Source organism: Chitinophagaceae bacterium (genome assembly GCA_016717285.1).
Classification (GTDB): domain Bacteria; phylum Bacteroidota; class Bacteroidia; order Chitinophagales; family UBA10324; genus JACCZZ01.
Genome location: JADKFU010000004.1, coordinates 886,827 through 911,217, shown reverse-complemented (window position 1 = coordinate 911,217; position 24,391 = coordinate 886,827). Strand labels below are relative to the sequence as shown.

Genomic DNA, 24,391 nt, shown 5'->3' with positions numbered 1-24,391 from the left:
CGGCTCCAAAAAAAGAACTCCTATGAAATACATGTTCACACTTTCAATCGCCGTTTCCTGTTTTTTATGTTCTATGGCTTCGGCACAAACAACGCCCGGCATCCAATGGCAAAAGATGATTGGTGGATCATCCAATGACTACATGTATTCCGTTATTCAAACTGCAGATGGTGGTTCCCTGATCGGTGGATATTCCGGTTCAACAATTTCCGGAGATAAAACCGAAGCGAACCAAGGTGGCTTTGACTATTGGGTATTGAAGTTGGGTATATCAGGCAATATCGAATGGCAAAATACAATTGGTGGAAGTTCAGGTGATCAGTTATATACTGTGATCCAAACGGCAGATGATGGATACTTGTTGGGCGGTTATTCCAATTCCAATATTTCAGGAGACAAATCTGAAGTGAGCCAGGGCAATAGCGACTATTGGGTAGTGAAGTTGGGTGCCTCCGGCAATATCGAATGGCAAAACACGATTGGTGGCAATTCGGTCGACTATCTGAATGCCGTAATCGAAACTACCGGTGGCGGTTATCTCCTGGGTGGTTATTCAGAATCCGGCATTTCCGGTGATAAAACAGCAGCAGGTATTGGAGATTTTTGGGTGGTTCAACTGAACGCTTCAGGCAGTATCGTGTCTCAATATACGATCGGAGGCAACAGTGGCGATCAGCTTATATCCATTGTTCAAACCACTGATGGTGGTTTTCTGTTCGGAGGTTATTCCAGCTCCGGCATTTCAGGAAATAAAACAGAAGCAAGCAAAGGAAGCTATGATTATTGGGTGGTAAAGGCTGACGTTTCAGGAAATATAGAATGGGATAAAACCATTGGTGGAAGTGATAAAGATTATCTCCGTTTCGCACTTCAAAGTGATGATGGTGGTTACCTGTTAGGAGGTTATACGCTCTCGGGCCTTTCAGGAAATAAAACAGAAGCGAGCCAGGGTGGATGGGATTATTATGTAGTAAAACTTAATAGCGCAGGTGGTATTGAATGGCAGAATACAATAGGTGGACTGAATGATGATTTCCTTTTCTCTGGAATCGAGGTTATTGGTGGAGGCTATCTTTTAGGGGGCTATTCCATCTCCTCTGTTTCCGGAGATAAAACAGCACCGAAGAAAGGCGAAGAAGATGAATGGATATTAAAATTAGATGGTTCCGGAAATATCATCTGGCAGCAAACATTTGGTGGCGACGGTACTGAGTATTTGTATTCCATTGCACAAAGTGCTGATGGCGGTTTCTTGCTGGGAGGCACTTCAGCCTCACCAATATCAGATGATGTGACTGAAGGAGCTACTGGTTATGACTATTGGGTGGTGAAGCTTGCCCCTGAAGAATGCATGGGATTTTCCGCTTTTGCAGATGTTGATGAGGATACTTACGGCAATCCAGCCGCTTCCATTTTTATTACAAACTGCATCTTGCCTGATGGATATGTAGTAGATAATACTGATTGCAATGATGCAAATGCCGCCATCAATCCTGGTGCTGCGGAAGTAGTCAACAGCGTTGACGATAACTGCAATGGATTGATAGATGAAAAAACACTTTGTGAGCCGCCGGCCACTCTTCCAGAAAGTAATATTACCGCATCATCTGCTCAATTAAACTGGTTACCATTCAGCAATGCTTTAAGCTATAAGCTAAGGTATAAAGTGAAGAACACCGACACCTGGACCAATTTGACTTCATCTTCAAATAGTAAGACACTCACCGGTCTATTAGCGAACACCAAATATGTCTGGCAGGTAAAGAGTAAATGCACAGTTAATCCATCGATCTTTTCTGCGTGGTCGGAAAAGGATCAGTTCACTACGCACGCTTTAAAGATCACTGGAAAAGATCAACTGCAGTTGTCTCTTGAAATTTATCCCAATCCTTCTTCTGGAAATACCACCATTCATTTCAATCTCACACAATCATCAGATATTGCAATTAAAATTTTTGATGTGAATGGCAAAGAAATTTGGGATATAGTGAATGCTTCACTGGAAGCAGGTGATCATTCATTGCCCATCAATACATCACAATTTTCAAAAGGAAATTATTTCGTTCAATTGATTTCAAACACTACTATTCAAATTGAAAAGCTGATTGTACAATAATTATCTACAGTCAAAAAATAACAGCCGAATCTTTCATATAAAAAATACCTTTTGAATATCTGAAAAGAAAAAACCGCAGCATATTAAAGTGCTGCGGTTTTCTTTTGTGCTGTAGAGGAAGGAGTCGAACCTTCACGGAGCGGTTAGCAGCAGTACAATAAAGGTGGTCAACCCCTTTCCGGGCAAGCCGGAACTATACTGTGTTTATTCCTTTTTCTCCACCCCCGAGACAAGGGGGCATGTCTGCCGGTTTCATCACCCCACAGAGTATAATTGCCTGGAAAATGTAAAGGCAAGTGACAGAAAGTGTAGAATTGAATGTATTAGCCACCATAATTCAATCCTTCTCCGCCGGAAGAAGCAATTTGAGAAAAGTGCTCCGGCTTATTTTCACCATGAAGACACTTCCCGCCACTTGCCAAATACCCCCAAACAATTAGTGATTCAAAGAACCGCTGTAAAAGTATATTCTGTTATAAGGCGTTTGAACTTATTTCAATATTATTTTCAAATTTTTCGATGCTGTCTAATATTCATTGGTTATTTTTGAAAAATTCTAATTTCAATATGCCCTATGGCCACTAAATTGAATTTTGACAAATTGGATCTGCAGATTATTTCCGAGATGATGCGCAATGCATCTGTTTCCTACAAAGAGCTTGGCAAAAAACTGTACGTCTCCGGTGGTACCATTCATGTTCGCATGAAAAAACTGCAACGACTTGGTGTGATTACCGGTTCACGTTATCACATCAACCTGAAAAAAGTAGGGTATGATGTAATCGCTTTCATTGGTGTTTACCTCGAGAAAAGTTCGATGTACGATTCTGTTGCGAAAGAATTGAAAAAACTTCCGGAGATCGTGCGGTTAAATTATACAACAGGAAACTACAGCATGTTTGCGGAGATCGTTTGCCGCGATATGGATCATTTGAAATTTGTATTGCATGATGAATTGCAAAAAATCAAAGGTATTGAACGAACGGAAACATTAATTTCTCTGGAAGAAAGTTTTAACCGGAGCGCGGAGATTTTGTAAGGAAGTTGAAAGTGTTTCCGTGGTTTTGAAATCTTCGAACTGGTGATGGATTGTTGTGCTCGGTCCTTGATAATATAAAGGTGGCTTGGACAAGCTCAGCGCGCCCTGAGCGCATCGAATAGGTACAGTTACATCATTTAAAAAAAGTGCTGACTGCACGTTGTATAAGCCAAATAAAGTAGCTTGCTGACGATTTCTTGTTATGGAAACAACTATTGATCGTCCACCGAGAACAGCTATGGAAGTTTTTAAATTGCTTCCGGAAGGCACCTTATGTGAAGTTATCGAAAACCAATTGTATATGGCTCCTCCTCCAAATGAGTTTCACCAGGGAACACTTAGTGATTTATTTCTTGAGATTGGAAACTACGTAAAACAGCAAGATCCTGGCATAGTACGCTTTGCTCCTTATGGCGTTTATTTAGACGATGAAAGTGTAGTGGAACCAGATCTCCTTTTTATCTCCCGTGAAAATATCGAGCTGATTAAAAAAGATGGATTTCATGGTGCACCGGATCTGATCATTGAAATCCTTTCTCCGTCGAATGAACAACATGATACGGTGACGAAGAAAAATCTTTACGAAAAGTTTGGAGTGAAAGAATACTGGATCGTTGATCCTGAAAATAAAGTGGCTACCGGTTATGAATGGAAAAAAGGAAAATTTCTGTCATTAGGCATCACCACCAATAAAATTCCTTCAAAACTTTTGCATCAAACCTTTTCATTCTGAATCAGCTTCCACAATACACCTTCCTTCAAAGCAAAAGCGGACTGCGAGATTTTCTGAATGGCGAATTGATGAAGAATAACATCTGTAAGAATTGCAGCTACAACAATCATCTTCGCGCGAAAGGTTTTCATGCCTTTCATCGCCAATCTTTCTTCAAGATTACTTTGTAGAAGTTGGTGATACAATGCTTGAAACTGTTCTGGTGAGAAATTGAATGATGTTTTTGCCCCTTCCTTTTCCTGGTAAGAAAACTGCAGACCAATTATAGCTGCAAACGTATCAAATGAACCTGACGCACCAATGAGTTGAGTGATTGCAAATTTTTGCTGTTGCAGAAATAATGAATTCAATTGTTCCATTAGAAATTTTTTCAATTGCGCTGTCTCTGCTTCATTGATCGGTTCATGGTGCTGAAACTGTTTCATCAAGACGGAGGCTCCAACCGGGAAACTTTGTTTCCAGAAAATTTTATTTTCATCTGCAATAATAAATTCGGTGCTGCCTCCTCCGATATCCATTATCAGCACTGGTGCTGATGTCAATTTCACAGCTTGTTTCACGCCCAGATAAATCAATTCCGCTTCCTGATCGCCTGAAATTTTCCGCACTTCCATCGGACATATCAATTTGACCTGCTTAATAAATTCATCTCCGTTTGCGGCACTTCTGATAGCAGCCGTTCCGAAAGCAATAATATGTTGCGGTTGAAAATGATCAATCACCGTTTTATATTTTATGATCTGCTGCAGACCGCGTTCGAATGGCATTTCACCAATACGTTCTAATCCATCTTCACCCAATTGCACAAATTCTTCGGCCTTATGCAGCACTTTAATGATGCGATCATCTGTTACCTCCGCAATCAACAGATGAAATGTATTGGTGCCCAGATCAAGAATGGCCATGCGTTTATTCATGACTTAATACTAAACAATTGTAGCGGAATGTGAAGAATATATTGGCTGCTGCCAAACATAAATTTGCAGTAAGTTCACAAAGTGAAGAAAGTGTTTCTATTTTTGAACTGAACAATCAAAAAATTTATGACTGAAAACTCCCGCCGTAATTTTATCAAGCAAGCTTCAATGCTGGGTGCAGGTGCCTGCTGCCTTGGAACCATTTCCATCATTGAAAGCTGCACCACTTCGCTCGAAGCAATTGGTTCGGAAAAAGCAGTTGTTGAAACGCCCGGACAAATCACCCTGCTCAAATCTTCCATCGCCGGGCAATCCTATACGAAGCTGAGTTCAAGCAAATTCAGAGATCCCATTTTTCTCAACATCAATGCCGATGGCACGTATTCCGCAGTGCTCATGAATTGCACGCATAAAGGTTGCAGTCTTGCCGCTTCACAGGGCAAATTTGTTTGCCCTTGTCATGGTTCCGAATTTGATCTGACAGGCCATGTGTTAACGGGTCCGGCGAAAAATGATTTGCAAAGCTTCCAGGTTACTTCCGATGATTTGCATATTATTGTAAAGTATCAATAGCCCGGTTAATTTTTCAGCGACAGTCGCTAATCGTAAAGTGTCTTCATCAGAATAACACTCCATTGTCTTTTGAAGCTACATAAAAGTTGCCTTGTTGAAATTACATTTGCAACGCTTTTATGAGCCATAAACCTTCTTTTTCCGATTGGATTTTGCTTTTACTGCTTGCCCTTATCTGGGGAAGTTCTTTCATTCTGATGAAAAAAGGACTGGAGGTTTTTCGTCCTGAACAGGTGGCAGCACTTCGCATTGCTATCACTGCACTTGTGATGCTCCCGTTTCTTTTGATACGTTGGAAAGAAATCCGAAAAGGAAAAGTGAAATACATTTTGTTGCAGGGATTGTTCGGAAATTTTTTGCCTGCCTTTCTTTTTACCATCGCCCAACAACACATAGACAGTTCACTTGCCGGAATTCTTAATTCTTTATCACCGGTATTTGTGTTGTTGCTGGGAATATTATTTTTCGGTACAGGATTTACCTGGTGGAGAATTGCAGGTATGTTCGTTGCATTCAGCGGTTCAGTTTTGTTGTTGCTTTTCCAGCAAGGCCATGGCATTACTACCAATGGATTATTCGGATGGTTGATTGTATTCGCAACGTTCTCTTATGGCATCAGCGCCAACATCATAAAAAGATATCTTTACGATGTGCAGCCAATCACGATAAATGCAGTTGCATTTTCAGTGATGCTTTTTCCGGCACTGATCATTTTATTTTTCACTGATGTACCGAAAACATTTGAGTCAGGTAACACTGCCTTCGTTGCTCTTGGTTACATTGCTATTCTCGGCATTGTTGGTTCAGGAATAGCCTCTATTGTTTATTTCCGCCTCATTCACAATACCACAGCATTGTTTGCATCATCAGTAACTTATCTTGTTCCGGTTGTTGCATTATTCTGGGGATTCCTCGCAGGTGAACCCATTGGCCTGATTGATTATGCAGGCATGGCACTTATTCTTTCGGGCGTTTACCTCGTGGGGAAATAACAACCTGCATTTTGAAATGCTTGTGTAATCAGGATGTTGTTACGCAAAAAATTACTTGTTTGCAATCATCGAGATCTCCACATTCACACCTAGCGGTAATCCTGAAACAGCCACTGTTTCCCTTGCAGGATATTCGCCATTGAAAAATGAACCATATACTTCATTTACAGCAGCAAACAATTTCATGTCAGTTAGAAAAATAGTTGTCTTCACTACGTCTGAAAATTCAAAACCTGCAGCAGTCAGGATGGCCTGCAGGTTTTCCATCACCTTGCCTGTTTCCTTCGCAATGTCATCTGTTATCAGGTTACCGGTTACTGCATCTTTTGCAACTTGTCCCGAAATGAACAACATATTACCCGCAGCAACGGCCTGGCTATACGGACCAATCGGTGCCGGACCCTTATCTGTTTTTATAATTTGTTTTGCCATAAAAAATTTCTTTTAAGAGGAAAAGATAGGAATATTATTCACGCGCAAATTCAAAATGGTACCACGAGTGTGCAAGAACGCCAATGATGCTTTCATTGACAGTCAGTGTCCGGCGTCTCGCAGACGTCCAAGGTGAAGGTTCGGGATGCCAACGATGTACAGAATTTGTCTTTTACCCCGGAATGCGCCTGATTATCCTTGGTTGGGTTCCTTCCTATGATATATCTTAAGTTATCATTCAACGTTTACCTTTGTCAGCTTAAAGAATTAATCTTCATTGAAAATATTTGCTACCGGACATGCGAGTCGTCTTTCAGAATTGAAAGAAAAAATTGATCCGGTGCATTTTGTTCAGTATGAAACGGCATCACCTGCGAGCATCGATTTTGCCGGCAACTTTGCATCTTTTGATTTGCTTTTTGACCTGAATGCCGATGATGATGCAGCAGGACTTTCCGGTTACGCGGCCTTGTACCAAAAACCCGTGATCGTTTGCGCTGTTAAAAAATCATTGCATCAGTTATGCCGCCATTTCGAAGGCGAAATTAACTGCCACCTTATTGGTATGAACGCACTTCCCACTTTTATCAACCGTTCTAAGACCGAGGTTTCGTTTTCCAGTGCTGATTCCGCAAACTTTTTTGAACAGATCGCCAAACTTCTTAATTGGGAATACCTTGCAGTAGAAGATAAAGTGGGCATGGTAACACCAAGAGTGATTGCAATGGTAATTAATGAAGCATGCTTCACATTGCAGGAAAAAACAGCAACTAAAGAAGACATAGATACTGCCATGAAACTGGGCACCAACTATCCGTGGGGTCCTTTTGAATGGTGCGACCGGATTGGCATCAAAGACGTATACGAAACACTGGAAGCCATTGCAAAAGATACCGGAGACCCACGATACAAAATTTGTGAATTGCTGAGGGATAAATTCCTTACAGGAGCGTCTTTTTACGTTCAAAAAACAAATCTGAAATAACAGGATGCCGAATCAGAGCTTGCTCATTTATTCCCCGCGTAATTCCCCACGACTGCAATATACTTTGCAGTTGATTTTCAAAAATTTATTAGGACTATCATATGAGTTTACGACAGATAGGTCCCGGTTTTCCGCTTTCGGCGGTGCAAAATTGAGTTATGCAAAAACACCAAACGGCGAAGCAATTTTTATATATGCAGAAGAATTATTATTTGAATCCGACATCAAATTATTTTCCATTCCTGCCGGCACATTCAATGAAATCAAAACGATCTTTCATCACCCTCATACAGCAGCGCTTCCATTTGATCCGTTTGCCGCCACATTCTACCTCGTTTCCAGGTACGAAGAATACCTTCCATTCAAGCCTGATAAACATGGCCGGTTTCCTGCGGAGCTGAGTCTCAGCTACAAAGAAGGTTTTCATAAAGTGCCTGTTGTAAATCATTATGCGCTGTTACTTAAACAATTGATCATTTCAAATTATCCTGACTTTATTTTCCCTGAGAAAAAGTATCAGTTTCAACTTACCTACGACATTGATATGGTTTTTGCTTTCCGCGAAAAAGGTGTCTTGCGGAATGTTGGTGGTTTCCTGAGATCGTTTATAGCATTTAACTTCAGAGAAATTGCATTTAGGATGAAAGTGTTGACACGTCTCCAACAAGATCCGTTTGATACATTTGATTACCAGCAATTACTGCACGAGAAGTATTCGCTGCGGCCCGTTTATTTTTTTCTGTTGGGCGATCATAGCATGTATGATAAAAACATTGATTGGCGAAAAGATGCTTTCAGAAAAGTTGTAAAACAGATTGCGGATAAAAACGAAACCGGTATGCATGCGAGTTATGATTCAAATCGTTTCCCGGAAAAAATAAAGATAGAAAAGCAAAGGCTCGAAAAAATGAGCGGCAGGAATGTATTTCGAAACCGGCAACATTTCTTAAAACTTCAGTTTCCGGATACGTATCAAAAACTTTTTGCTGCGGGAATTACTGAAGATTATACTATTGGTTATTCCTCACAAACCGGTTTTCGTGCCGGCATTGCATCGTCATTTTATTTTTACGACCTTCAAAAGGAAATCTCCACCAAACTGCATATACATCCTTTTGCAGCAATGGACGCAGCCATGTTTTACAATATGAAAATGAGTCCCGATGCTGCATTGGCACAATCGAAGCAACTGGCTGACGAAGTTAAAAAAGTGAACGGCACATTTACTTTTCTTGCGCACAACGACCTCATCAGCAATCAAGGTCCATGGAAAGGATGGCAGCAAAATTTTGAAGCATTGATCAGTTATTGTAATGCACCGATAGAAACTTAAGGATTGCCCGTTCTGCTTTCGGAAAACTATTACCTTTCGAACCAGAACCCTTTCTCCACCTTATGCCAGTAGTCAATTTAAGCACCACCAACTCATTGGTGAATCAATTTCTTTCAGAGATACGTGATGCAGCCATTCAGCAGGACAGAATGCGTTTCCGGAAAAACATGGAACGATGCGGAGAAATACTCGCCTATGAAATCAGCAAGGTATTACCCTACCGTGAAAAAGCAGTCGCTACTCCTTTAGGGATCGCCCAGGTTCCTGTATTGGAATCACCACCCGTAATAGGCGCCATTCTCAGGGCCGGAGTAATTTTGCACCAGGGAATGCTTAACTATTTCGATCATGCCGACAATGCTTTCATCTCTGCCTACCGGAAACATCAGCCAGATGGTTCTTTTGAAATTCTGCTTGAATATGTTTCTTGTCCGAGTCTTGAAAACCGGACGCTCATCCTGGCTGATCCCATGCTGGCAACCGGACAATCGATGGTGAAAACAATGGAGCAATTGTTTGCATCCGGCAAACCGTTGCACACTCATCTCGCTTGCGTTATCGCCGCGCAGCCCGGCATCGACCTCGTTTTGAAACACATCCCCGATGTTACGATCTGGGCCTGTGCCATCGATAATTCGCTGGATGCACGATCGTATATAGTGCCCGGATTGGGCGATGCAGGAGACTTAGCCTATGGAACAAAGATGCAGCACTAGGTGCCTGAAAGTTAAAATTGCAGTTACTTGCAGTATTTTACAAAAAAGTATGGTACTTTTAAAATCCTGAATTTAAATCCGTTCCGAAATTACTGAATACTTAAATCGATTGGTAGATGAAAAAAAATGTACACGTTGCTTTGTTTTTCCTTCTTATAATAAGTTCCGTCGCAAAAGCGCAGGACATCCATTTTTCACAGTTTTACTATTCACCATTCACGTTTAATCCCGCATTAACAGGATCTATGGATGGTCAATATCGCATCAGTGGCATCTACAAAAATCAATGGGGAAGCGTTTCTTCTCCTTACGTCTATTCAACGCCTTCTGTGAGTGCCGATTTCAAATTATTTTCAGGTGGTTATTCTTACAACTATCTCGGAATTGGTGTTTTATTGTTGAATGACAAATCAGGTGACGGCGGATTATCTAATCTCACAGCGATGCTTTCAGCGTCCTATCACCAGGCATTGGACAGGGAGGGAAACTTTCATATAGCCGTTGGTCTGCAAGGTGGAATGGTGCAAAAGAAAATTGACTTTGAGAAGTTGGATTTTTATGATGAATTCGACGGACTTGGCTTCAATGGCATTACTTCAGAGCATTTTGATTATTACCAGATTGGCTATGCAGATTTTGCTGCCGGTGCTGCTTTTGATGGTATGGTCAGCCGTTCCAGCCGTATTCAATTTGGCGCCGCAGCCTTTCACCTTACCACACCTACAGAATCATTTTTTGCAGCAAGTGATAATGTGCTCAACATGCGCTACGTAGTTCATGCCAATGCGACTTTCGGGGTCAATAACAAATTTTACATCTTTCCATTTATACAGTACCAGCTCCAAAACAATGACAACGAATTTGTGCTCGGCTCCAATTTCGGTATTAATATGAACAGCAATCCGCGCGGATTACCAAGTATATTTTATGTAGGTGCATTCTCCCGTGCCGGTGTTGATCTTATTCCTACTATCGGCATTATGATGAAAGGAGTGCAGGCCGGAATTAGTTATGATGTAACCACTTCAAGCGATTTGAGTGCTGCTACCAATGGTAAAGGAGGATTTGAATTGGCAATCGTGTATACCGGCAATAATCAACCTCCTCGACACTACAAGCGGATTTACTGCCCTGCTTTCTGATAAAAATCTTTAGCTGCAATTCCAAAAGCCACAGTTAATTGCTTCAGGACTACCGTGAAGTCAAAACTTTATGTTTTGAATTCGGCTGTTTTGATACCCATGAATTTCCTGTGATATAAAAGCGGTAAGGCCGCATGGAATCTTCACCTGCATACTCCACCCCAATGCGCGGGCCAGCAATGATTTTTCGCGGAGCGATTTTTATTCCACGATCTTCAAGCCAGATGCTGCGAGAAAGCAGGCTGCTTCCTGTGTATGCTGTTGAAATACCAAGCGCCTGTGACACAGCTCCGGGACCTGCTGTGAGTGTAAAATCAAGCTTCAATTTCTTTCTTCGTTCCATCATAGTTGCTATTCCTTCTACCGGTTCGATGGCTCTTATAAGGATCGCATGCGGAATGTTTAACTGATTGGTAACTACATTGAATAAATGATGGATTCCATAGCAGAGATATACATAGGCAGTTCCACCTTGCGCAAACATCACTTCCGTTCTGTTGGTTCTGCGATGGTTGTAAGCATGGGAAGCGCGGTCTGTGATTCCTTCATACGCTTCCACTTCCGTAATCATTCCTGAAGTTTTTACGCCACCAATTTCAGTCACCAGGAATTTACCCGGCAATTCACGGGCAATCCGGAGCACATTACTTCGGAGGTAAAAAGAAAGAGGTAGTTTTTTGTTGGTCATTTGAAATTGGGCATTAGACATTGGTCATTGGTCATTAGTGAATGGATCATCATACCATTCGCATATTCCAAACAACGGCACATGGGCATCTAAATTCAATATACTTCAACTTCATCGCACAATTCTTAATTCTCAATTCCTAATTCTTAATTGATAGTAATTGCTATTTTAACGATTATTTTTCAATCAATCTTTTTCATCTTGTCGGATAAAAGAACCGGGCGACTTTATCTTATTCCTTCTTCATTAGGTGAAGATGGCATTGCTTCCATTCCAGAATCAACGCGCGCAGTGATGGATGGCATCAGTTTTTTCATTGTAGAAAATGAACGCTCCGCCCGTCGGTTTTTACGAAGCATAGGCTATCATAAAAACTTTGATGAAGGTACAATGATCGCTGTTGTGAAGGACGAAGATTTTGTTGCTCCGGAAATGATGTACAAATATTTGCAGGAAGGAAATGATGTGGGTGTAATCTCTGAAGCCGGTTGTCCCGGCATCGCAGACCCCGGAGCTGCGGCGGTGTTATGGGCGCATGAAAAAGGTATTAAGGTTGTTCCGTTAATTGGTCCATCTTCCATTTTCCTGGCTTTGATGGCCAGTGGTTTGAACGGACAGCAATTCGCATTTCATGGCTATTTACCGGTGAACAGTGCAGAGCGAAAAGCAAAAATGAAGGAATTAGAAGAAGAATCGCTGCGTAAAAATCAGACACAGCTTTTTATGGAAACACCTTACAGAAACATGGCTTTACTGAAAGATATATTGGAATGCTGCAGGCAACGAACCTTGCTTTGCATTGCGACTGACATTACGCTTTCTTCTGAAAAAATTATCACACAACCCATAAGCTTCTGGGGGAAACAATTACCCGACCTCCATAAAAAACCAACGCTATTTTTATTACTTGCCCGATAAATTTCTCCTGCTAAATCATACCACGCTTCACTTCAAATCCGGTAAAATTTTTCACCGGGCCTTCCTTAACTTCCACATTTGTTACGGTTGCACGCTCGGGGCCTTCATGGCACCATCCAATAAAAAGCGACAGGTTTTTTTCTGAACCTTCTGCTTCTATATACACTGAACCGTCCCGTTCATTCTTCGTGAAACCGGAAATATCGAGCAATTGTGCACGGTGCCGCGCACTGGCGCGAAAAAAAACGCCTTGCACTTTTCCGTAAACCCGAATGCTGTAGTGCTTAATATCCATATCCGGAAAATCTGAATTGAAAATTAAATAAAAACGAATTGGTTCCTGATAAGAATATAAAAAACAAGCCATTAATCCCGGTACCTCATCAGACAATCATAAAATGTTAACTTGATTTTTATTGTAAAGCAAGGACATCTGTAAATCCTGCTTCCTTATCTTTATCGGGTGGAACTATTAATTCAGACAAGGTGAAAAACATCGTGCTTTTTCCCGGACTCGCTGCCGACCATCGATTGTTTTCGTGTCTTCGTATTGAATCACCTGCCGTTCAAATCATCAACTATATTACACCTCGCAAAAATGAAACCCTGCAAAATTATGCCCGTAACATTGCAGCAACCATTCCGGCTCATGACCACACCATCTTCATTGGTGTTTCCTTCGGTGGCATCCTGGCACAGGAAGTCGCTCATTTTTATACGGTTGAAAAAATCATCCTGATTTCCTCTATTTCTTCCATTAAACAGTTAACCATCGCACACACATTCTTCAAAATATTTCCCGTGTACGAATGGCTTTCAGCGCAAAGTCTGAAAAAACTGATAGTATGGATCAGCCACCGGTTTACGAAGAAAAATATTTCCGAAAATGCATTGTTTGAAAATATGATAGCGGATGCTGATATCCGTTTTATTCGATGGGGAATCCGTGAAACCTTACATTGGAAACAAGTATCACCGAATCTTCGTGTCATTCACGTTCATGGTACTAAAGACCGTCTGTTTCCTATCGTAAAAATTCCTGTGCAACACAGCGTGGAAGACGGTCAGCATTTTATGGTGGTGCAGAAAAGTGCTGAAATAAGTTTGCTGCTGGAACAATTGATTGATTGATTGATTGATTGAAAATCAGCCTCCTTCATTTCCGTCGTCAACAGAAAAGAAACATATCCTTCGGTGGATTCCTTCACCAATTTCTGGTTCTTAGTATTACATTCGTTTATCAAAAACACAAATACCATTTATGAGTATCATGATCCTGATTACCGGAGGCACCTTTGACAAAGAATACGATGAATTGAATGGAACGCTTTATTTCAAAGAAACACACTTGCCCGAAATGTTGAAATTAGGGCGCTGTACTGTACCCGTTGAAGTGAAAACTGCCATGATGATAGACAGCCTCGAAATGACAGATCAGCAACGTAAGATCATCATTGAAATGTGTAACCGTTGCGAACAAAATAAAATCATCATCACCCACGGCACCGATACCATGGCGGTGACAGCAAAAGTGCTCGGAGAAGCAGGCCTTTCAAAAACTATTGTGCTCACCGGTGCAATGATCCCTTATAAATTCGGCAGCTCCGACGGATTCTTCAACCTGGGCAGCGCTTTTGCATTCGCCCAGGCATTGCCGCATGGAGTTTATATTGCAATGAATGGCCGTTCTTTCGATTGGCACAACGTTTTGAAAAATAAGAAGACGGGAATTTTTGAGGAACTGTAGAACAATCATTTTTATTGCAATTCGATTTCCGATCGATGAGCAATACTCATTGATCGATTTGTTCCTCCATCCGTCAATTGATATTTTCTCCATCACCTGGTGACTTCGATTCACAGAATATAAAATTTAAAACTGATGTTCGGGTAAGGTGAGCTAAAGTCTACTAATGGCGGTTTCATTCAATAACCCTGCACTTAAGCGTGTGGTTTCAGAAAGCGTCAAGCATTCCGTTTTAATCCAAATCGCTTTTTTTACCCGTACAACAATGAAAAATTAACTTTGCCACTCTAACACGCGTATAAACATTCATGAAAACCATCATAGAAGCAGGCCGGCCCGGAATCGCTTCACAGTTTAAAGAAATATTTCACTACCGCGACCTGCTTACCATGCTGGCTTATCGCGACTATCGCGTGCGGTATGCACAAACAGTTTTAGGATTTTCGTGGGCGTTGATTCAACCTTTACTTACACTGCTCATATTTATCCTGGTTTTTAATAAAGCCGTTAAAGTAGATACCGGAAATATTCCATATCCGTTGTTTGCACTCACCGGAATGTGGGCGTGGACTTATTTTTCATACGTGATTACACAAGCCGGCCAATCCATCGTCAGTTCACAGGCCCTCGTTACCAAGATTTATTTTCCGCGTCTTATAATTCCAATTTCCAAAGGAATTGTTGGATTTATAGATTTCATCATTGTCTTCTTCATACTGCTTTTGGTGATGGCATGGTATCGTTTCCTGCCGGGAAGTAATTTACTGGCGCTTCCACTGTTGATAGCTGCCGTTGTTGTTTTTTCGATGGCGGTGGGCATTTGGTTCAGCGCACTCACCATTCGTTTCCGCGATTTGCAATACGTGATTCCTTTCCTGGTACAGATTGGATTGTATCTTTCCCCGGTAGGTTATCCTGCTTCACAAATTCCCGCAGCCTACAAAAATCTTTATTACCTCAATCCAATGGCAGGAATCATCGATGGTTTTCGCTGGTGTCTGCTCGATACACCTTTGCCTGAAACCAGGTTTCTTTATTACAGTGCTGTTATAATTTTAGTCACACTTTTAAGTGGTGTATATTATTTTCAACGAACTGAACGTGTGATTGCGGATGTGATTTGAAGGAGATGTGTTGATGTGCCAATGAAATGGATGTGCCGATGATTAGGCTGCAACAAACCAATATCGAATGACTAATGACCAATAACTTAACGACTAACTAACGACGAACTAACTACTCACTACTCTTGTCCCTCCAACCCGCCATTACCGTCAAACACCTGTCAAAGCTCTACCAGCTAGGACGCAAACGCAGCGGGAGTTTTCGTGAAACAGTGAGCGGAAAAATTGGCGGATTATTCAGAAGAAATAATAACGCTGACGCAGAAGCAACAAATTTTTGGGCGCTGGATGATGTTTCATTTGAAGTGTACCCCGGAGAGGTAATAGGTATCATCGGGAAAAATGGTGCGGGGAAAAGTACGTTGCTGAAAATTCTGTCGCGCATTACGCCGCCTACTAAAGGAAAAGTTGAAATCAATGGCCGTGTGTCATCTTTGCTGGAAGTAGGAACAGGATTTCATCCCGAACTCAGCGGACGCGAAAATATTTTCATGAATGGCGCCATTCTCGGTATGAAACGGGTGGAAATCAGGAGTAAGTTTGACGAGATCGTAGCATTCTCCGGTATTGAAAAATTTATAGATACACCGGTGAAGCGTTACAGTAGTGGCATGTACGTGAGACTGGCGTTTGCAGTGGCAGCACATCTTGAACCCGAAATACTGATTATTGATGAAGTGCTGGCAGTGGGTGATGCGGAGTTTCAGAAAAAGTGCCTCGGTAAAATGAAAGATGTGAGTGAACAGGATGGAAGGACGGTGTTATTTGTGAGTCACAATATGGGCGCTATTGCCAGGCTCTGCAACCGAACCATGATACTTGAACATGGAAAAACCGTTTTTGATGGTAACTCGATGGAAGGCATTCAATTTTATCATCGCACCATGAAGAACATTAATGGACATTTGATGTTGCACAATCGGACGAACAGATCAGGCAGCCTTTCCTACCAGTTTTCTGATTATCACATCTCGGATAGCGATGAAAATAAAGTGAATACTATTACCACAGGTTCCACTGTTAATTTTCATGTGTATCTGAAAAAAAAGAGTAAATATTCCCTGAACGCATATATTACTTTATCGCTAAAGGACAGTGCCGGAAACCGGTTGCTAAGTCTTGCATCCGGATTGTACGACCGTAAAATAAATCTGAACAACGATGCCGAAGTTATCTGGACCATCGAACGCTGCCAGCTTGCTCCTGATGACTATTCCTGTGATTTATTTTTGTATGAAGCAGATGGCGGCTCAGGGATGATCGATTCCTTAGAGAACGCATTCAACCTTGTGGTAGAAGAAGGTGATTATTTTAATTCAAACATGATACAAACTGCGGGACGTGATAAATTCTTTTGTGATTTCAAAATAGAAGTCCGGGATGCATGAGTTTCCAAACCTTTTTATTCCCGGTGCAGGGAAATCAGGAACCACATCGCTCCAATGGTATCTCAACCAGCATCCAGCAATAAAAATGATGGAGGTTAAAGAGCCACACTTTTTCTCGAAGGATCAGCAATTCAATAAAGGTTGGGATCATTACCTGAATGGATACAATACTGAAAATTTCACTTTCAAATATCTTGGTGAATCAAGCACCACCTATTTCATATCTGAAAATGCCATCGAAAGAATTCACACAAACATTCATCGTCCGAAATTTATCTTCCTGTTAAGAAATCCAATCGACAGAATTCAATCACATTATAACTGGATACGCACAATAGGTGAACGTTTGAAACCATTCAAAGAAGAAGTTACCGCAGATATTGGACATCCATTTGATGCTGATCATGCTATTAAGAATTACTTCTACAAAAATTACCTTGAGTTTAGCAGTTATGGGAAATGGCTGCAAAAATATTTTGATGTTTTCGGAAAAGACAATTGCTATGTAATGCTCACGGAAAATCTGGATGAAAATCCATTGGTGGCGCTGAACAACTGTTTCAGTTTTTTAAACGTTCCGGCCTTGGATGCCATTATTCCAGTTAGTGAAAACAAGACAAAAGAATTTTTTTACACCGAACAACCCCGCAGAATTACTTCCATTGGCAAAAGATTACTTCCGGAAAGATTAAGGAAAAAAATTACCGCTTCCCGGGTTTTGCCTTTTTCAACAACAAAAAAAATTAAAGTACCTGCGCCGACTTACTATGCATCTAACGAAGAACGGCAATGGTTACACTCTTTACTTAGTGAAGATTTCTTCCTTTTAAAAAAAATTACTGACCTTGATTTCTCAATCTGGGAGGACTTTAATTAATATGGATCAGCCACATCTTATTTCTTTTAAAAAAATTGGTCAGTTGGAGCAGGGATACATTTCAGTTTTTGAGTTTGAGAAATTCCTTTCCTTTCCTGTTAAGAGACTTTTTTGGACTTACCACACTCCTGAAAGTGTGATAAGAGGAAAACACGCGCATTATGAAAATATTCAGGTCTTAATTGCTGCTGCAGGCATTATCAATGTTACTACAGAAACCGTGGAGGGACATACAGTTAAATTTACGCTGGACAATCCCAATGTCGGACTATATATTCCACCACTTACCTGGACTATTCTGCAATATTCTCACAATGCCATACAGATGGCACTTTGTTCCGAGTTGTATCTTGAAGAGGATTATATCCGTGAATATGATCAATTCCAATTGCTAATTAAAAAAAAGGTTGAATGATCGAAATACGTCGATATGACAGCAGCATGAAAGAAGTGTGGAACAGCTTTATTGAAGCAAGTAAAAACGCCACCTTTTTATTCAATCGTAATTACATGGAATATCACGCTGACCGTTTTGAAGATCATTCTTTAATTTTTCTGGAAAAGAACAAAATCATTTCTGTGATTGCGATTAACAAAGCAGGAAATAATTTTATTTCTCACCAGGGGCTTACGTACGGCGGTTTTCTCAGTGGAAATGGCATGAAACAAGTGAAAATGGATCGTTGTTTTGATGCGTTTCTGGAATACGCGCGAAAGGCCGGTATTGATGAAATTGTTTACAAAACAATCCCGCACATCTATCATCGCTATCCTGCTGAAGAAGACCTGCACTGTTTGTTTAAGTGCGGATTTAAGCTTGCACGAAGAGATGTGATGGCGACATTGTGCATCTCTGAGCTGAATAATTCTTTAAGAAACAGAGAACAGGAAGTGCAACGCGCAAAAAGAAATAAGCTGTATGTTCAAGCAACAAAAGATTATGCGGGTTATATGAACATTGTTAAAACACTGACCAATAAAAAATTCAACAGAAGTCCCGTTCATACAGCCGATGAGGTCATTCAACTGGCTGGTATTTTTCCTGATAACATAAAACTATACGGAGCATTTCTAAATGAAACGATGCTTGGCGGAATACTCATTTATGAAACAGATCAGGTTGCACATGCGCAATATATTGCTGCCAATGAGGAAGGTGAACAAAAAGGTGCGATTGATTTAGTGATAGATTACCTGATACATGAGGCTTATCAAAACAAGTATTACCTGGATCTCGGCAATTGTGCAGAAAAGGAAGGCATTCAGTTAAACGATGGATTAATGGCATTCAAAGAGAGATGCGGTGGTCGTGCTATCGCACATGATTTTTACACCCTCAACCTGTGAAATGAACCGCGACCTTGATCAATATTTTAATTCTTACCAGGCTCATGAATTTGAAACGGTGCAGGCATTCTATCGCAGAAAGAAGGTATTGGAGATTATAAAATCATTGGCTCCTAAATCCATTCTCGAAGTTGGTTCAGGTGCTGAGCCGCTGTTTACAGATGTTGACGTGTTCAATCAGTTTTGTGTTGTAGAACCAACATCAGGCTTTTTTCAGGAAGCGGAAAAGCTCAAAGAGAAACTGCCTGCAGAAATTCAACAGAAAGTTTTCCTCTATAACAGTAACATTGAAGAATATGCAAATCTTGCACACACAACTTTCGACCTGATTATTGTAAGTGGTTTGTTGCATGAAGTGGAATTTCCTGATAAGATTTTGGAAGTTGTAGGACGTCTGTGTTCTCCAAATACCACACTTCATATCAATGTTCCAAATGCATGGTCATTCCACAGGATGCTTGCAGTTGCTTCAGGAATTATTCCATCCGTTTTTACACCCTCCGATTCTCAAAAGCAATTGCAGCAGCACCACACTTTTGATATGGAACGTCTTGCAGAATTGGTAGTCAATAATGGTTTTACCATCCTTGATAGTGGTTCTTTTTTCATTAAACCTTTTACACATTCACAAATGCAGCAAATGCTCATGCATAAAATAATTGATAGAAAAATACTGGATGGATTGTTTGCCTTAAGTGAGCAATTTCCTCAGCATGGATCAGAAATATTCGTTAATGTTAAACATCAATAGTGAGGATCAGGTGCTGAAACAATAGTTAATAAGCATTTGAACTTGCAATGACATAATGCAGATCCCATTTCAAAACCTTCAATTGTCGCTGCGGCCAATGAATGCGGAGCTTCAGGCCGCAATGCAGGCCACACTGGAAAGTGGTTGGTATATCCTTGGCGAGTGTGTCAAAAATTTTGAAAAGGAATATGCGGATTTTGGCGGAGTTGAACATTGCATTGGTGTGAGTAACGGGCTCGATGCATTGCATTTATGTTTGCTTGCGCTTGAAATTGGCGAAGGAGCTGAAGTAATCGTTCCTTCCAACACCTACATTGCTACATTATTAGCAGTATCGCATGTTAAAGCAAAACCGGTGTTGGTAGAACCGGATATATTAACTTATAACATTGATCCTCTCAAGATCGAAGAAAAAATAACTTCCAGAACAAGAGCGATTATGCCTGTTCATTTGTATGGCCAGGCCTGTGCAATGGATGAAATAATTTCAATTGCCCAAAAACATAATCTATTTATTATTGAAGACAATGCCCAGGCACACGGCGCACTTTTCAATGGGCGAATGACAGGTTCATTTGGAGAAGTGAATGCCACAAGTTTTTATCCAACCAAAAATCTTGGAGCGTTAGGTGATGCAGGCGCCATTACCACGAATTCAGAAAGGCTGGCAAACAGGATTAAGCTCTTGCGCAATTATGGATCTGAAAAAAAATATACCAATTTGATTATTGGCTATAACAACAGGATGGACGAATTGCAAGCGGCTATATTACGGGTGCGGTTGCAATATCTTAGTGCTGATAATGCTAAAAGAAATGACATCGCAAGATTGTATCAACAGCAACTTAAACAACAACCTAATATAATTTTACCACACGTTCATCCCAAAGCCAGTAGCGTTTTTCACCTTTTTGTGATCCGTACTGAAAGACGGGATGCTTTACAAAAATTCCTTCTCGAAAAGAATATTGAAACACTGGTACATTATCCTATTCCACCTCATCTCCAAAAAGCATATGCACATCTTGGTTATCAAAAAGGCGACTTTCCTATCAGTGAAAAAATTGCTGATACGTGCCTTAGTTTGCCTCTCTATCCCGGTTTAAGCGTTGATGCAATAACTTATATTTGTGATAGTATCCACCAATTTTTTGATGCCTGATCAATTACCTATTGTTACTGTTTGCACGCTTATTTATAATTCGGGAAACTGGGTTATCGAAGCGTTAAGATCTGTTCAGCAACAATCATACCCGGAAAAATTTATTCAGAATATTGTGATTGATGATGGTTCTTCGGATGATTCGGCTCAAGTAGTTGCTAAATGGATCCGACAGAATAATTTTAATTGCCTGTTTATTAAACACGATCAAAATCAGGGCATCTGCAAAAGTCTGAATGAGTCACTGCAACATGCAAAGGGCAAGTATTTTACTTCATTGGGTGATGATCTCTGGAAAGTTAACAGGCTTGAAATGTTGGTAGCGACATTTGAAAATTTGTCATCGGACTATGCATTGATTCATACTCCCGTTGATTTCTGCGACGAAAACGACGTGATTACTAAATATAATTTCAAACGCAGAAACCGTGTGCTGGAAGGATGCGTATTTACTGAAATATTAAAGAATGGCAGCATGGTTATTCCTCCTTCAGCAATCTACCGAACATTGTGCATTAATGAAGCAGGTAATTTTAATGAACAGATTGTGTTTGAAGATCTTGATATGCTATTAAAATTATCCTGGCAATTTAAGTTCAAGTGGTTACCGGAAGCATTAACCATTTACCGGCTGCAGGATAAGATCAGTAGCAGCAATACAGATTTCTTTAAAAAAGACGGTGTATTTACATTGCCGCTGTACTATATTCAAAGCACTTCCCATTTTCTTGGGAAACGGAAAGAGATTGACAACCTTATTCGTAAAAATCAGGCTGCTGCCAAACGGGTTTATCATCTGTCAAAGGATAAGCTGGATGTCGGACCAGTCAACCTTTTTTTTTATTCTGTTTTTGATTCTTACGTACTTGATTTCTTAAGATCAGAAAGACATACGGTTCGTTACCTGCTGCAGCTGACAAAACTTTTAATATTTCGAAGGAGAGCAGGATATTCAATAAGAGACATTGCGTATCTTCTCAAGATATACGTTAGAAAAATTTAATTTCCATCAATGCATTGCTTTCTCTTAACTTCAAATTTTTTCAAGAAATGCTATGCGTAATGAATCTGAATAAAATTCATCTGCATCAGGAACCCATTGAAGGTTTTCAAACCTCGAAACATATTCATTGGTGAACTTGGATACTTCATTTCTCCGTACTCTTATAAAAGGATGATCCTCTCTGTACATTACTATATAAGGAGACTGAAAAATTTCGATTCCCGTTCTCTCTATTTCTTCTTCATATTCTAAACTCATCTTTTTACACATCACAGCAATCAACCTCGCCATGCGGTATTCAATCAATTCCGGGTTTTCTGATTTAAAAACATGCGCAATCCATTTCTTTTCATACGCTTCGAAATCCATTGGTTCATCATGGTGGTTAGCATATTCCCGGTAATCGAGGTAACAGGTGCGATAAAAAATTCTTTTATTAGACTTGCAAAAGTTGGCGTGTATAAGTCCGACCGCATCTTTTTTTTGTAACCTGTAATAAATTGGAATCCGGGCATGTTCTATCCGACCAAAAAATTCCTCATACTGAATATCACGTTCAAAGGATCGCAGGTAATATTCGCCGGGCCTGATAAATTGCACATACCTGTTGCAATGATGTTCATCACCAAAAAGCTCTATGAGCTTAAGTGACACCGCTCCGGGTCGTGTATATTTTAAAATTATTTTTTTGAGCTCTTTAAATTTTGACAATAGAATGAAATCACCGTCTCCGCGGAAGAACCAGATTCTGTTTACATAGTTCAAACATAACTGACGGCATTCACTGAGATTTAAATCAGGCCGTTTCAATAAAACGATATCTATGCTGTTACCATACTGTTCATTGAATTCAGTCATTTTCAAAAAGGTATCATCTGTAGAACCATTGTCAACGGCAATGAGCTGATCCGCAAAACCCACAATACTTTTCAAGCATGCTTCAATGGTGTATCCTTCATCTCTTGCAACCAGACAAAATGCAATACCTTTTTTTAAAGCGGTTCCTTCATTTGTTTTGAATTTCGTTTTGCTTCGATATTTATAATACAGATGATAAGCAAGCCATGAAACAAATGGACGCAGCAGCACATAGCGGATGTAAGTATTCGCAATTGCAACTCTTTTTAAAAAGGGATTCGTTTCAAACCTGACATTAATCATACGTCAAAGATTGGAATAGCCGTTTAAACAACGTAATAATAACAAGTAATAAAAATCATTCTCGCAAAATGTGCAAATTTGTCGCATGCAAAAAATCAAGGTGGCGCATGTGATTTATAATTTGCAACGCGGTGGAGCTGAAAGACTAACACTTGATATTTGCCGGGAATTAAACAGCAGGATAGATTTTGAAACCCTGCTTATTGTTTTTGATGTGCAGAATGATTTTGCGGAGGCTAGTGAAGGAATAAATATTGTTGTTTGCAGTAGTAAAGTCTTTCTGAAATTCCCGTGGAAAATTGTCAGTGACCTGAATGATTGGAATGCCTTGATGTTAAAATTTAAACCGGAGGTCATTCACTCTCATCTTTTTTATGCTGATTGGGTCAGCAGGGAATCATTGTACGAAGACGTGGCGTACTTTTCACACATTCACGGTATTACTACGCAATACGAATCGATTGCTCCTAGAAAGTGGTTAAGCCGGCAACATGCCATTCGAATCATTATAAACAGGCATATCAAAAAACAATACAGGTTTTGTCACAACCAGTTCATCGCTAATTCGCAAGTTACTTTCCGATATCTCGTCAATACTTTAAAGTGGGATACTTCGGGCATCCATTTATTACCAAATGGAATTGACAGGCTAAAATTCACGAGGAAGAAAAATTATTTTTCAAAGAATATAATCAAGCTCGTAACTACGGGTTCACTGAACGAGAATAAAAATCAGGCATTCCTTATTTTGGTAGTTATGAAACTACAGGGAAAAGGATTCCAGGTAAGACTTGATATCCTTGGTGACGGACCTCTTTTCGGTGATTTGGAAAAACAAATCAAAGCCAGCCATTTAGAAAACACCGTTCATTTACATGGAATGGTGACAGATGTAGAATCACATTTGAAGGATGGAGATGTTTATGTTCATACTGCAATTAATGAGTCATTCGGACTGGCAATAGCCGAAGCACTTGCTGTTGGCTTACCGGTGGTCAGTCTTGATGGCAGAGGAAATCGTGAAATTATAGAAGACGGATACAATGGATTTATGGTGAACAGTCAGGATGCTACGATATTCGCAGACAAAATAGCAGATATAGTTAAAGATGAAAACACATACTTTGAATTTTCAAACCAGGCTTTTGAAAGTTCTAAAAAACATGACCTCAGGCAATACGTTGATAAATTGGAATTGCTGTACAAAAATGAAATGCAATATCGCAAGAGATGAATAGGATCATTAA

General features: G+C 40.3%; 26 protein-coding genes. 21 read left to right on the top strand and 5 right to left on the bottom strand.

What is annotated here, in order from left to right:
- The first annotated feature begins 22 nt into the window (after nucleotides 1-22).
- The 3 genes from IPO83_08965 to IPO83_08955 all read left to right on the top strand — a co-directional run bounded on the left by IPO83_08965 (nucleotide 23) and on the right by IPO83_08955 (nucleotide 3,888).
- Entirely contained in the window at nucleotides 23-2,116 is a 2,094-nt protein-coding gene (locus IPO83_08965) for a T9SS type A sorting domain-containing protein (GenBank protein MBK9731405.1), read from the top strand.
- A gap of 574 nt (nucleotides 2,117-2,690) precedes the next feature.
- Nucleotides 2,691-3,155: an Lrp/AsnC ligand binding domain-containing protein gene (locus tag IPO83_08960; protein ID MBK9731404.1), complete on the top strand. Its 465-nt coding sequence runs from the start codon at nucleotides 2,691-2,693 to the stop codon at nucleotides 3,153-3,155.
- Nucleotides 3,156-3,357: 202 nt separating this feature from the next.
- A complete protein-coding gene (locus IPO83_08955) occupies nucleotides 3,358-3,888 on the top strand; it encodes a Uma2 family endonuclease (GenBank protein MBK9731403.1) in 531 nt (176 codons plus the stop codon).
- Here the strand turns inward: IPO83_08955 and IPO83_08950 are convergent.
- Nucleotides 3,870-4,805 carry an exopolyphosphatase gene (locus IPO83_08950; protein MBK9731402.1) on the bottom strand — a complete coding sequence of 312 codons (936 nt, stop codon included), beginning with the start codon at nucleotides 4,803-4,805 and terminating at the stop codon, nucleotides 3,870-3,872. The two genes, IPO83_08955 and IPO83_08950, sit on opposite strands and share 19 nt — an antisense overlap.
- A 126-nt stretch (nucleotides 4,806-4,931) precedes the next feature.
- Here IPO83_08950 and IPO83_08945 point away from each other — a divergent pair, with 126 nt between their 5' ends.
- Together IPO83_08945 and IPO83_08940 are read left to right on the top strand one after the other, a co-directional pair.
- Nucleotides 4,932-5,378: a Rieske (2Fe-2S) protein gene (locus tag IPO83_08945; protein ID MBK9731401.1), complete on the top strand. Its 447-nt coding sequence runs from the start codon at nucleotides 4,932-4,934 to the stop codon at nucleotides 5,376-5,378.
- 119 nt (nucleotides 5,379-5,497) lie between these two features.
- Nucleotides 5,498-6,370 (top strand): DMT family transporter, encoded by an 873-nt coding sequence (locus tag IPO83_08940; protein ID MBK9731400.1) that lies wholly within the window; start codon nucleotides 5,498-5,500, stop codon nucleotides 6,368-6,370.
- 51 nt (nucleotides 6,371-6,421) lie between these two features.
- On the opposite strand, the gene IPO83_08935 is transcribed toward IPO83_08940, so the two are convergent.
- Nucleotides 6,422-6,802, bottom strand: a complete 381-nt coding sequence (locus tag IPO83_08935; protein ID MBK9731399.1) for a RidA family protein — start codon at nucleotides 6,800-6,802, stop codon at nucleotides 6,422-6,424.
- A 277-nt stretch (nucleotides 6,803-7,079) separates the two neighbouring features.
- Here IPO83_08935 and IPO83_08930 point away from each other — a divergent pair, with 277 nt between their 5' ends.
- From IPO83_08930 to IPO83_08915, 4 genes are all read left to right on the top strand, one after another.
- The gene (locus IPO83_08930; protein MBK9731398.1) at nucleotides 7,080-7,787 is read left to right on the top strand and encodes a 3-hydroxyacyl-CoA dehydrogenase; all 708 of its coding nucleotides are present in this window, start codon (nucleotides 7,080-7,082) and stop codon (nucleotides 7,785-7,787) included.
- A gap of 4 nt (nucleotides 7,788-7,791) precedes the next feature.
- A complete protein-coding gene (locus IPO83_08925; GenBank protein MBK9731397.1) occupies nucleotides 7,792-9,120 on the top strand; it encodes a polysaccharide deacetylase family protein in 1,329 nt (442 codons plus the stop codon).
- 62 nt (nucleotides 9,121-9,182) lie between these two features.
- A complete protein-coding gene (gene upp, locus IPO83_08920; GenBank protein ID MBK9731396.1) occupies nucleotides 9,183-9,836 on the top strand; it encodes a uracil phosphoribosyltransferase in 654 nt (217 codons plus the stop codon).
- A 116-nt stretch (nucleotides 9,837-9,952) separates the two neighbouring features.
- Entirely contained in the window at nucleotides 9,953-10,978 is a 1,026-nt protein-coding gene (locus tag IPO83_08915) for a PorP/SprF family type IX secretion system membrane protein (protein ID MBK9731395.1), read from the top strand.
- A gap of 49 nt (nucleotides 10,979-11,027) precedes the next feature.
- On the opposite strand, the gene IPO83_08910 is transcribed toward IPO83_08915, so the two are convergent.
- The gene (locus IPO83_08910) at nucleotides 11,028-11,666 is read right to left on the bottom strand and encodes a DNA-3-methyladenine glycosylase (GenBank protein ID MBK9731394.1); all 639 of its coding nucleotides are present in this window, start codon (nucleotides 11,664-11,666) and stop codon (nucleotides 11,028-11,030) included.
- A 294-nt stretch (nucleotides 11,667-11,960) separates the two neighbouring features.
- On the opposite strand from IPO83_08910, the gene IPO83_08905 reads away from it, so the two are divergent.
- Nucleotides 11,961-12,584 (top strand): SAM-dependent methyltransferase, encoded by a 624-nt coding sequence (locus IPO83_08905; GenBank protein MBK9731393.1) that lies wholly within the window; start codon nucleotides 11,961-11,963, stop codon nucleotides 12,582-12,584.
- Nucleotides 12,585-12,594: 10 nt separating this feature from the next.
- Here IPO83_08905 and IPO83_08900 read toward each other — a convergent pair whose 3' ends face one another.
- Nucleotides 12,595-12,873, bottom strand: coding sequence for an acylphosphatase (locus tag IPO83_08900; GenBank protein ID MBK9731392.1), 279 nt, complete (start codon nucleotides 12,871-12,873; stop codon nucleotides 12,595-12,597).
- A 197-nt stretch (nucleotides 12,874-13,070) separates the two neighbouring features.
- On the opposite strand from IPO83_08900, the gene IPO83_08895 reads away from it, so the two are divergent.
- The 10 genes from IPO83_08895 to IPO83_08850 all read left to right on the top strand — a co-directional run bounded on the left by IPO83_08895 (nucleotide 13,071) and on the right by IPO83_08850 (nucleotide 21,983).
- Nucleotides 13,071-13,715: a hypothetical protein gene (locus tag IPO83_08895; GenBank protein ID MBK9731391.1), complete on the top strand. Its 645-nt coding sequence runs from the start codon at nucleotides 13,071-13,073 to the stop codon at nucleotides 13,713-13,715.
- A 130-nt stretch (nucleotides 13,716-13,845) separates the two neighbouring features.
- On the top strand, nucleotides 13,846-14,331 hold the full coding sequence (locus IPO83_08890) for an asparaginase (GenBank protein MBK9731390.1): 486 nt from the start codon (nucleotides 13,846-13,848) through the stop codon (nucleotides 14,329-14,331).
- Between the two features lie 308 nt (nucleotides 14,332-14,639).
- A complete protein-coding gene (locus IPO83_08885) occupies nucleotides 14,640-15,455 on the top strand; it encodes an ABC transporter permease (GenBank protein MBK9731389.1) in 816 nt (271 codons plus the stop codon).
- A gap of 143 nt (nucleotides 15,456-15,598) precedes the next feature.
- Nucleotides 15,599-16,843, top strand: a complete 1,245-nt coding sequence (locus IPO83_08880; GenBank protein MBK9731388.1) for an ABC transporter ATP-binding protein — start codon at nucleotides 15,599-15,601, stop codon at nucleotides 16,841-16,843.
- A complete protein-coding gene (locus IPO83_08875; GenBank protein MBK9731387.1) occupies nucleotides 16,836-17,720 on the top strand; it encodes a sulfotransferase domain-containing protein in 885 nt (294 codons plus the stop codon). The genes IPO83_08880 and IPO83_08875 overlap by 8 nt, the downstream gene beginning before the upstream one ends.
- Before the next feature lies 1 nt (nucleotide 17,721).
- Entirely contained in the window at nucleotides 17,722-18,135 is a 414-nt protein-coding gene (locus tag IPO83_08870) for an FdtA/QdtA family cupin domain-containing protein (protein MBK9731386.1), read from the top strand.
- A complete protein-coding gene (locus IPO83_08865) occupies nucleotides 18,132-19,067 on the top strand; it encodes a GNAT family N-acetyltransferase (GenBank protein MBK9731385.1) in 936 nt (311 codons plus the stop codon). Before IPO83_08870 ends, IPO83_08865 begins: the two co-directional genes overlap by 4 nt.
- A 1-nt stretch (nucleotide 19,068) precedes the next feature.
- Nucleotides 19,069-19,818, top strand: coding sequence for a class I SAM-dependent methyltransferase (locus tag IPO83_08860; GenBank protein MBK9731384.1), 750 nt, complete (start codon nucleotides 19,069-19,071; stop codon nucleotides 19,816-19,818).
- A 55-nt stretch (nucleotides 19,819-19,873) separates the two neighbouring features.
- A complete protein-coding gene (locus IPO83_08855; protein ID MBK9731383.1) occupies nucleotides 19,874-20,980 on the top strand; it encodes a DegT/DnrJ/EryC1/StrS family aminotransferase in 1,107 nt (368 codons plus the stop codon).
- Complete coding sequence (locus IPO83_08850) at nucleotides 20,973-21,983, top strand: glycosyltransferase (GenBank protein MBK9731382.1); 1,011 nt, start codon at nucleotides 20,973-20,975, stop codon at nucleotides 21,981-21,983. Before IPO83_08855 ends, IPO83_08850 begins: the two co-directional genes overlap by 8 nt.
- 30 nt (nucleotides 21,984-22,013) lie before the next feature.
- Here the strand turns inward: IPO83_08850 and IPO83_08845 are convergent, their stop codons facing one another.
- The gene (locus tag IPO83_08845; protein MBK9731381.1) at nucleotides 22,014-23,144 is read right to left on the bottom strand and encodes a hypothetical protein; all 1,131 of its coding nucleotides are present in this window, start codon (nucleotides 23,142-23,144) and stop codon (nucleotides 22,014-22,016) included.
- 85 nt (nucleotides 23,145-23,229) lie between these two features.
- On the opposite strand from IPO83_08845, the gene IPO83_08840 reads away from it, so the two are divergent.
- Complete coding sequence (locus IPO83_08840) at nucleotides 23,230-24,378, top strand: glycosyltransferase (protein ID MBK9731380.1); 1,149 nt, start codon at nucleotides 23,230-23,232, stop codon at nucleotides 24,376-24,378.
- Nucleotides 24,379-24,391: the final 13 nt, after the last annotated feature.

Excerpts from the sequence above, each read along its gene's own strand:
- IPO83_08860 (MBK9731384.1), top strand. The coding sequence starts at position 19,069 with ATGAACCGCGACCTTGATCAATATTTTAATTCTTACCAGGCTCATGAA.
- upp (MBK9731396.1), top strand. The coding sequence starts at position 9,183 with ATGCCAGTAGTCAATTTAAGCACCACCAACTCATTGGTGAATCAATTT.
- IPO83_08905 (MBK9731393.1), top strand. The coding sequence starts at position 11,961 with ATGGATGGCATCAGTTTTTTCATTGTAGAAAATGAACGCTCCGCCCGT.
- IPO83_08890 (MBK9731390.1), top strand. The coding sequence starts at position 13,846 with ATGAGTATCATGATCCTGATTACCGGAGGCACCTTTGACAAAGAATAC.
- IPO83_08940 (MBK9731400.1), top strand. The coding sequence starts at position 5,498 with ATGAGCCATAAACCTTCTTTTTCCGATTGGATTTTGCTTTTACTGCTT.
- IPO83_08965 (MBK9731405.1), top strand. The coding sequence starts at position 23 with ATGAAATACATGTTCACACTTTCAATCGCCGTTTCCTGTTTTTTATGT.
- IPO83_08950 (MBK9731402.1), bottom strand. The coding sequence starts at position 4,805 with ATGAATAAACGCATGGCCATTCTTGATCTGGGCACCAATACATTTCAT.
- IPO83_08865 (MBK9731385.1), top strand. The coding sequence starts at position 18,132 with ATGATCGAAATACGTCGATATGACAGCAGCATGAAAGAAGTGTGGAAC.
- IPO83_08845 (MBK9731381.1), bottom strand. The coding sequence starts at position 23,144 with ATGATTAATGTCAGGTTTGAAACGAATCCCTTTTTAAAAAGAGTTGCA.
- IPO83_08925 (MBK9731397.1), top strand. The coding sequence starts at position 7,792 with ATGCCGAATCAGAGCTTGCTCATTTATTCCCCGCGTAATTCCCCACGA.
- IPO83_08855 (MBK9731383.1), top strand. The coding sequence starts at position 19,874 with ATGCAGATCCCATTTCAAAACCTTCAATTGTCGCTGCGGCCAATGAAT.
- IPO83_08935 (MBK9731399.1), bottom strand. The coding sequence starts at position 6,802 with ATGGCAAAACAAATTATAAAAACAGATAAGGGTCCGGCACCGATTGGT.
- IPO83_08840 (MBK9731380.1), top strand. The coding sequence starts at position 23,230 with ATGCAAAAAATCAAGGTGGCGCATGTGATTTATAATTTGCAACGCGGT.
- IPO83_08870 (MBK9731386.1), top strand. The coding sequence starts at position 17,722 with ATGGATCAGCCACATCTTATTTCTTTTAAAAAAATTGGTCAGTTGGAG.
- IPO83_08915 (MBK9731395.1), top strand. The coding sequence starts at position 9,953 with ATGAAAAAAAATGTACACGTTGCTTTGTTTTTCCTTCTTATAATAAGT.
- IPO83_08960 (MBK9731404.1), top strand. The coding sequence starts at position 2,691 with ATGGCCACTAAATTGAATTTTGACAAATTGGATCTGCAGATTATTTCC.
- IPO83_08875 (MBK9731387.1), top strand. The coding sequence starts at position 16,836 with ATGCATGAGTTTCCAAACCTTTTTATTCCCGGTGCAGGGAAATCAGGA.
- IPO83_08945 (MBK9731401.1), top strand. The coding sequence starts at position 4,932 with ATGACTGAAAACTCCCGCCGTAATTTTATCAAGCAAGCTTCAATGCTG.
- IPO83_08850 (MBK9731382.1), top strand. The coding sequence starts at position 20,973 with ATGCCTGATCAATTACCTATTGTTACTGTTTGCACGCTTATTTATAAT.
- IPO83_08885 (MBK9731389.1), top strand. The coding sequence starts at position 14,640 with ATGAAAACCATCATAGAAGCAGGCCGGCCCGGAATCGCTTCACAGTTT.
- IPO83_08910 (MBK9731394.1), bottom strand. The coding sequence starts at position 11,666 with ATGACCAACAAAAAACTACCTCTTTCTTTTTACCTCCGAAGTAATGTG.
- IPO83_08955 (MBK9731403.1), top strand. The coding sequence starts at position 3,358 with ATGGAAACAACTATTGATCGTCCACCGAGAACAGCTATGGAAGTTTTT.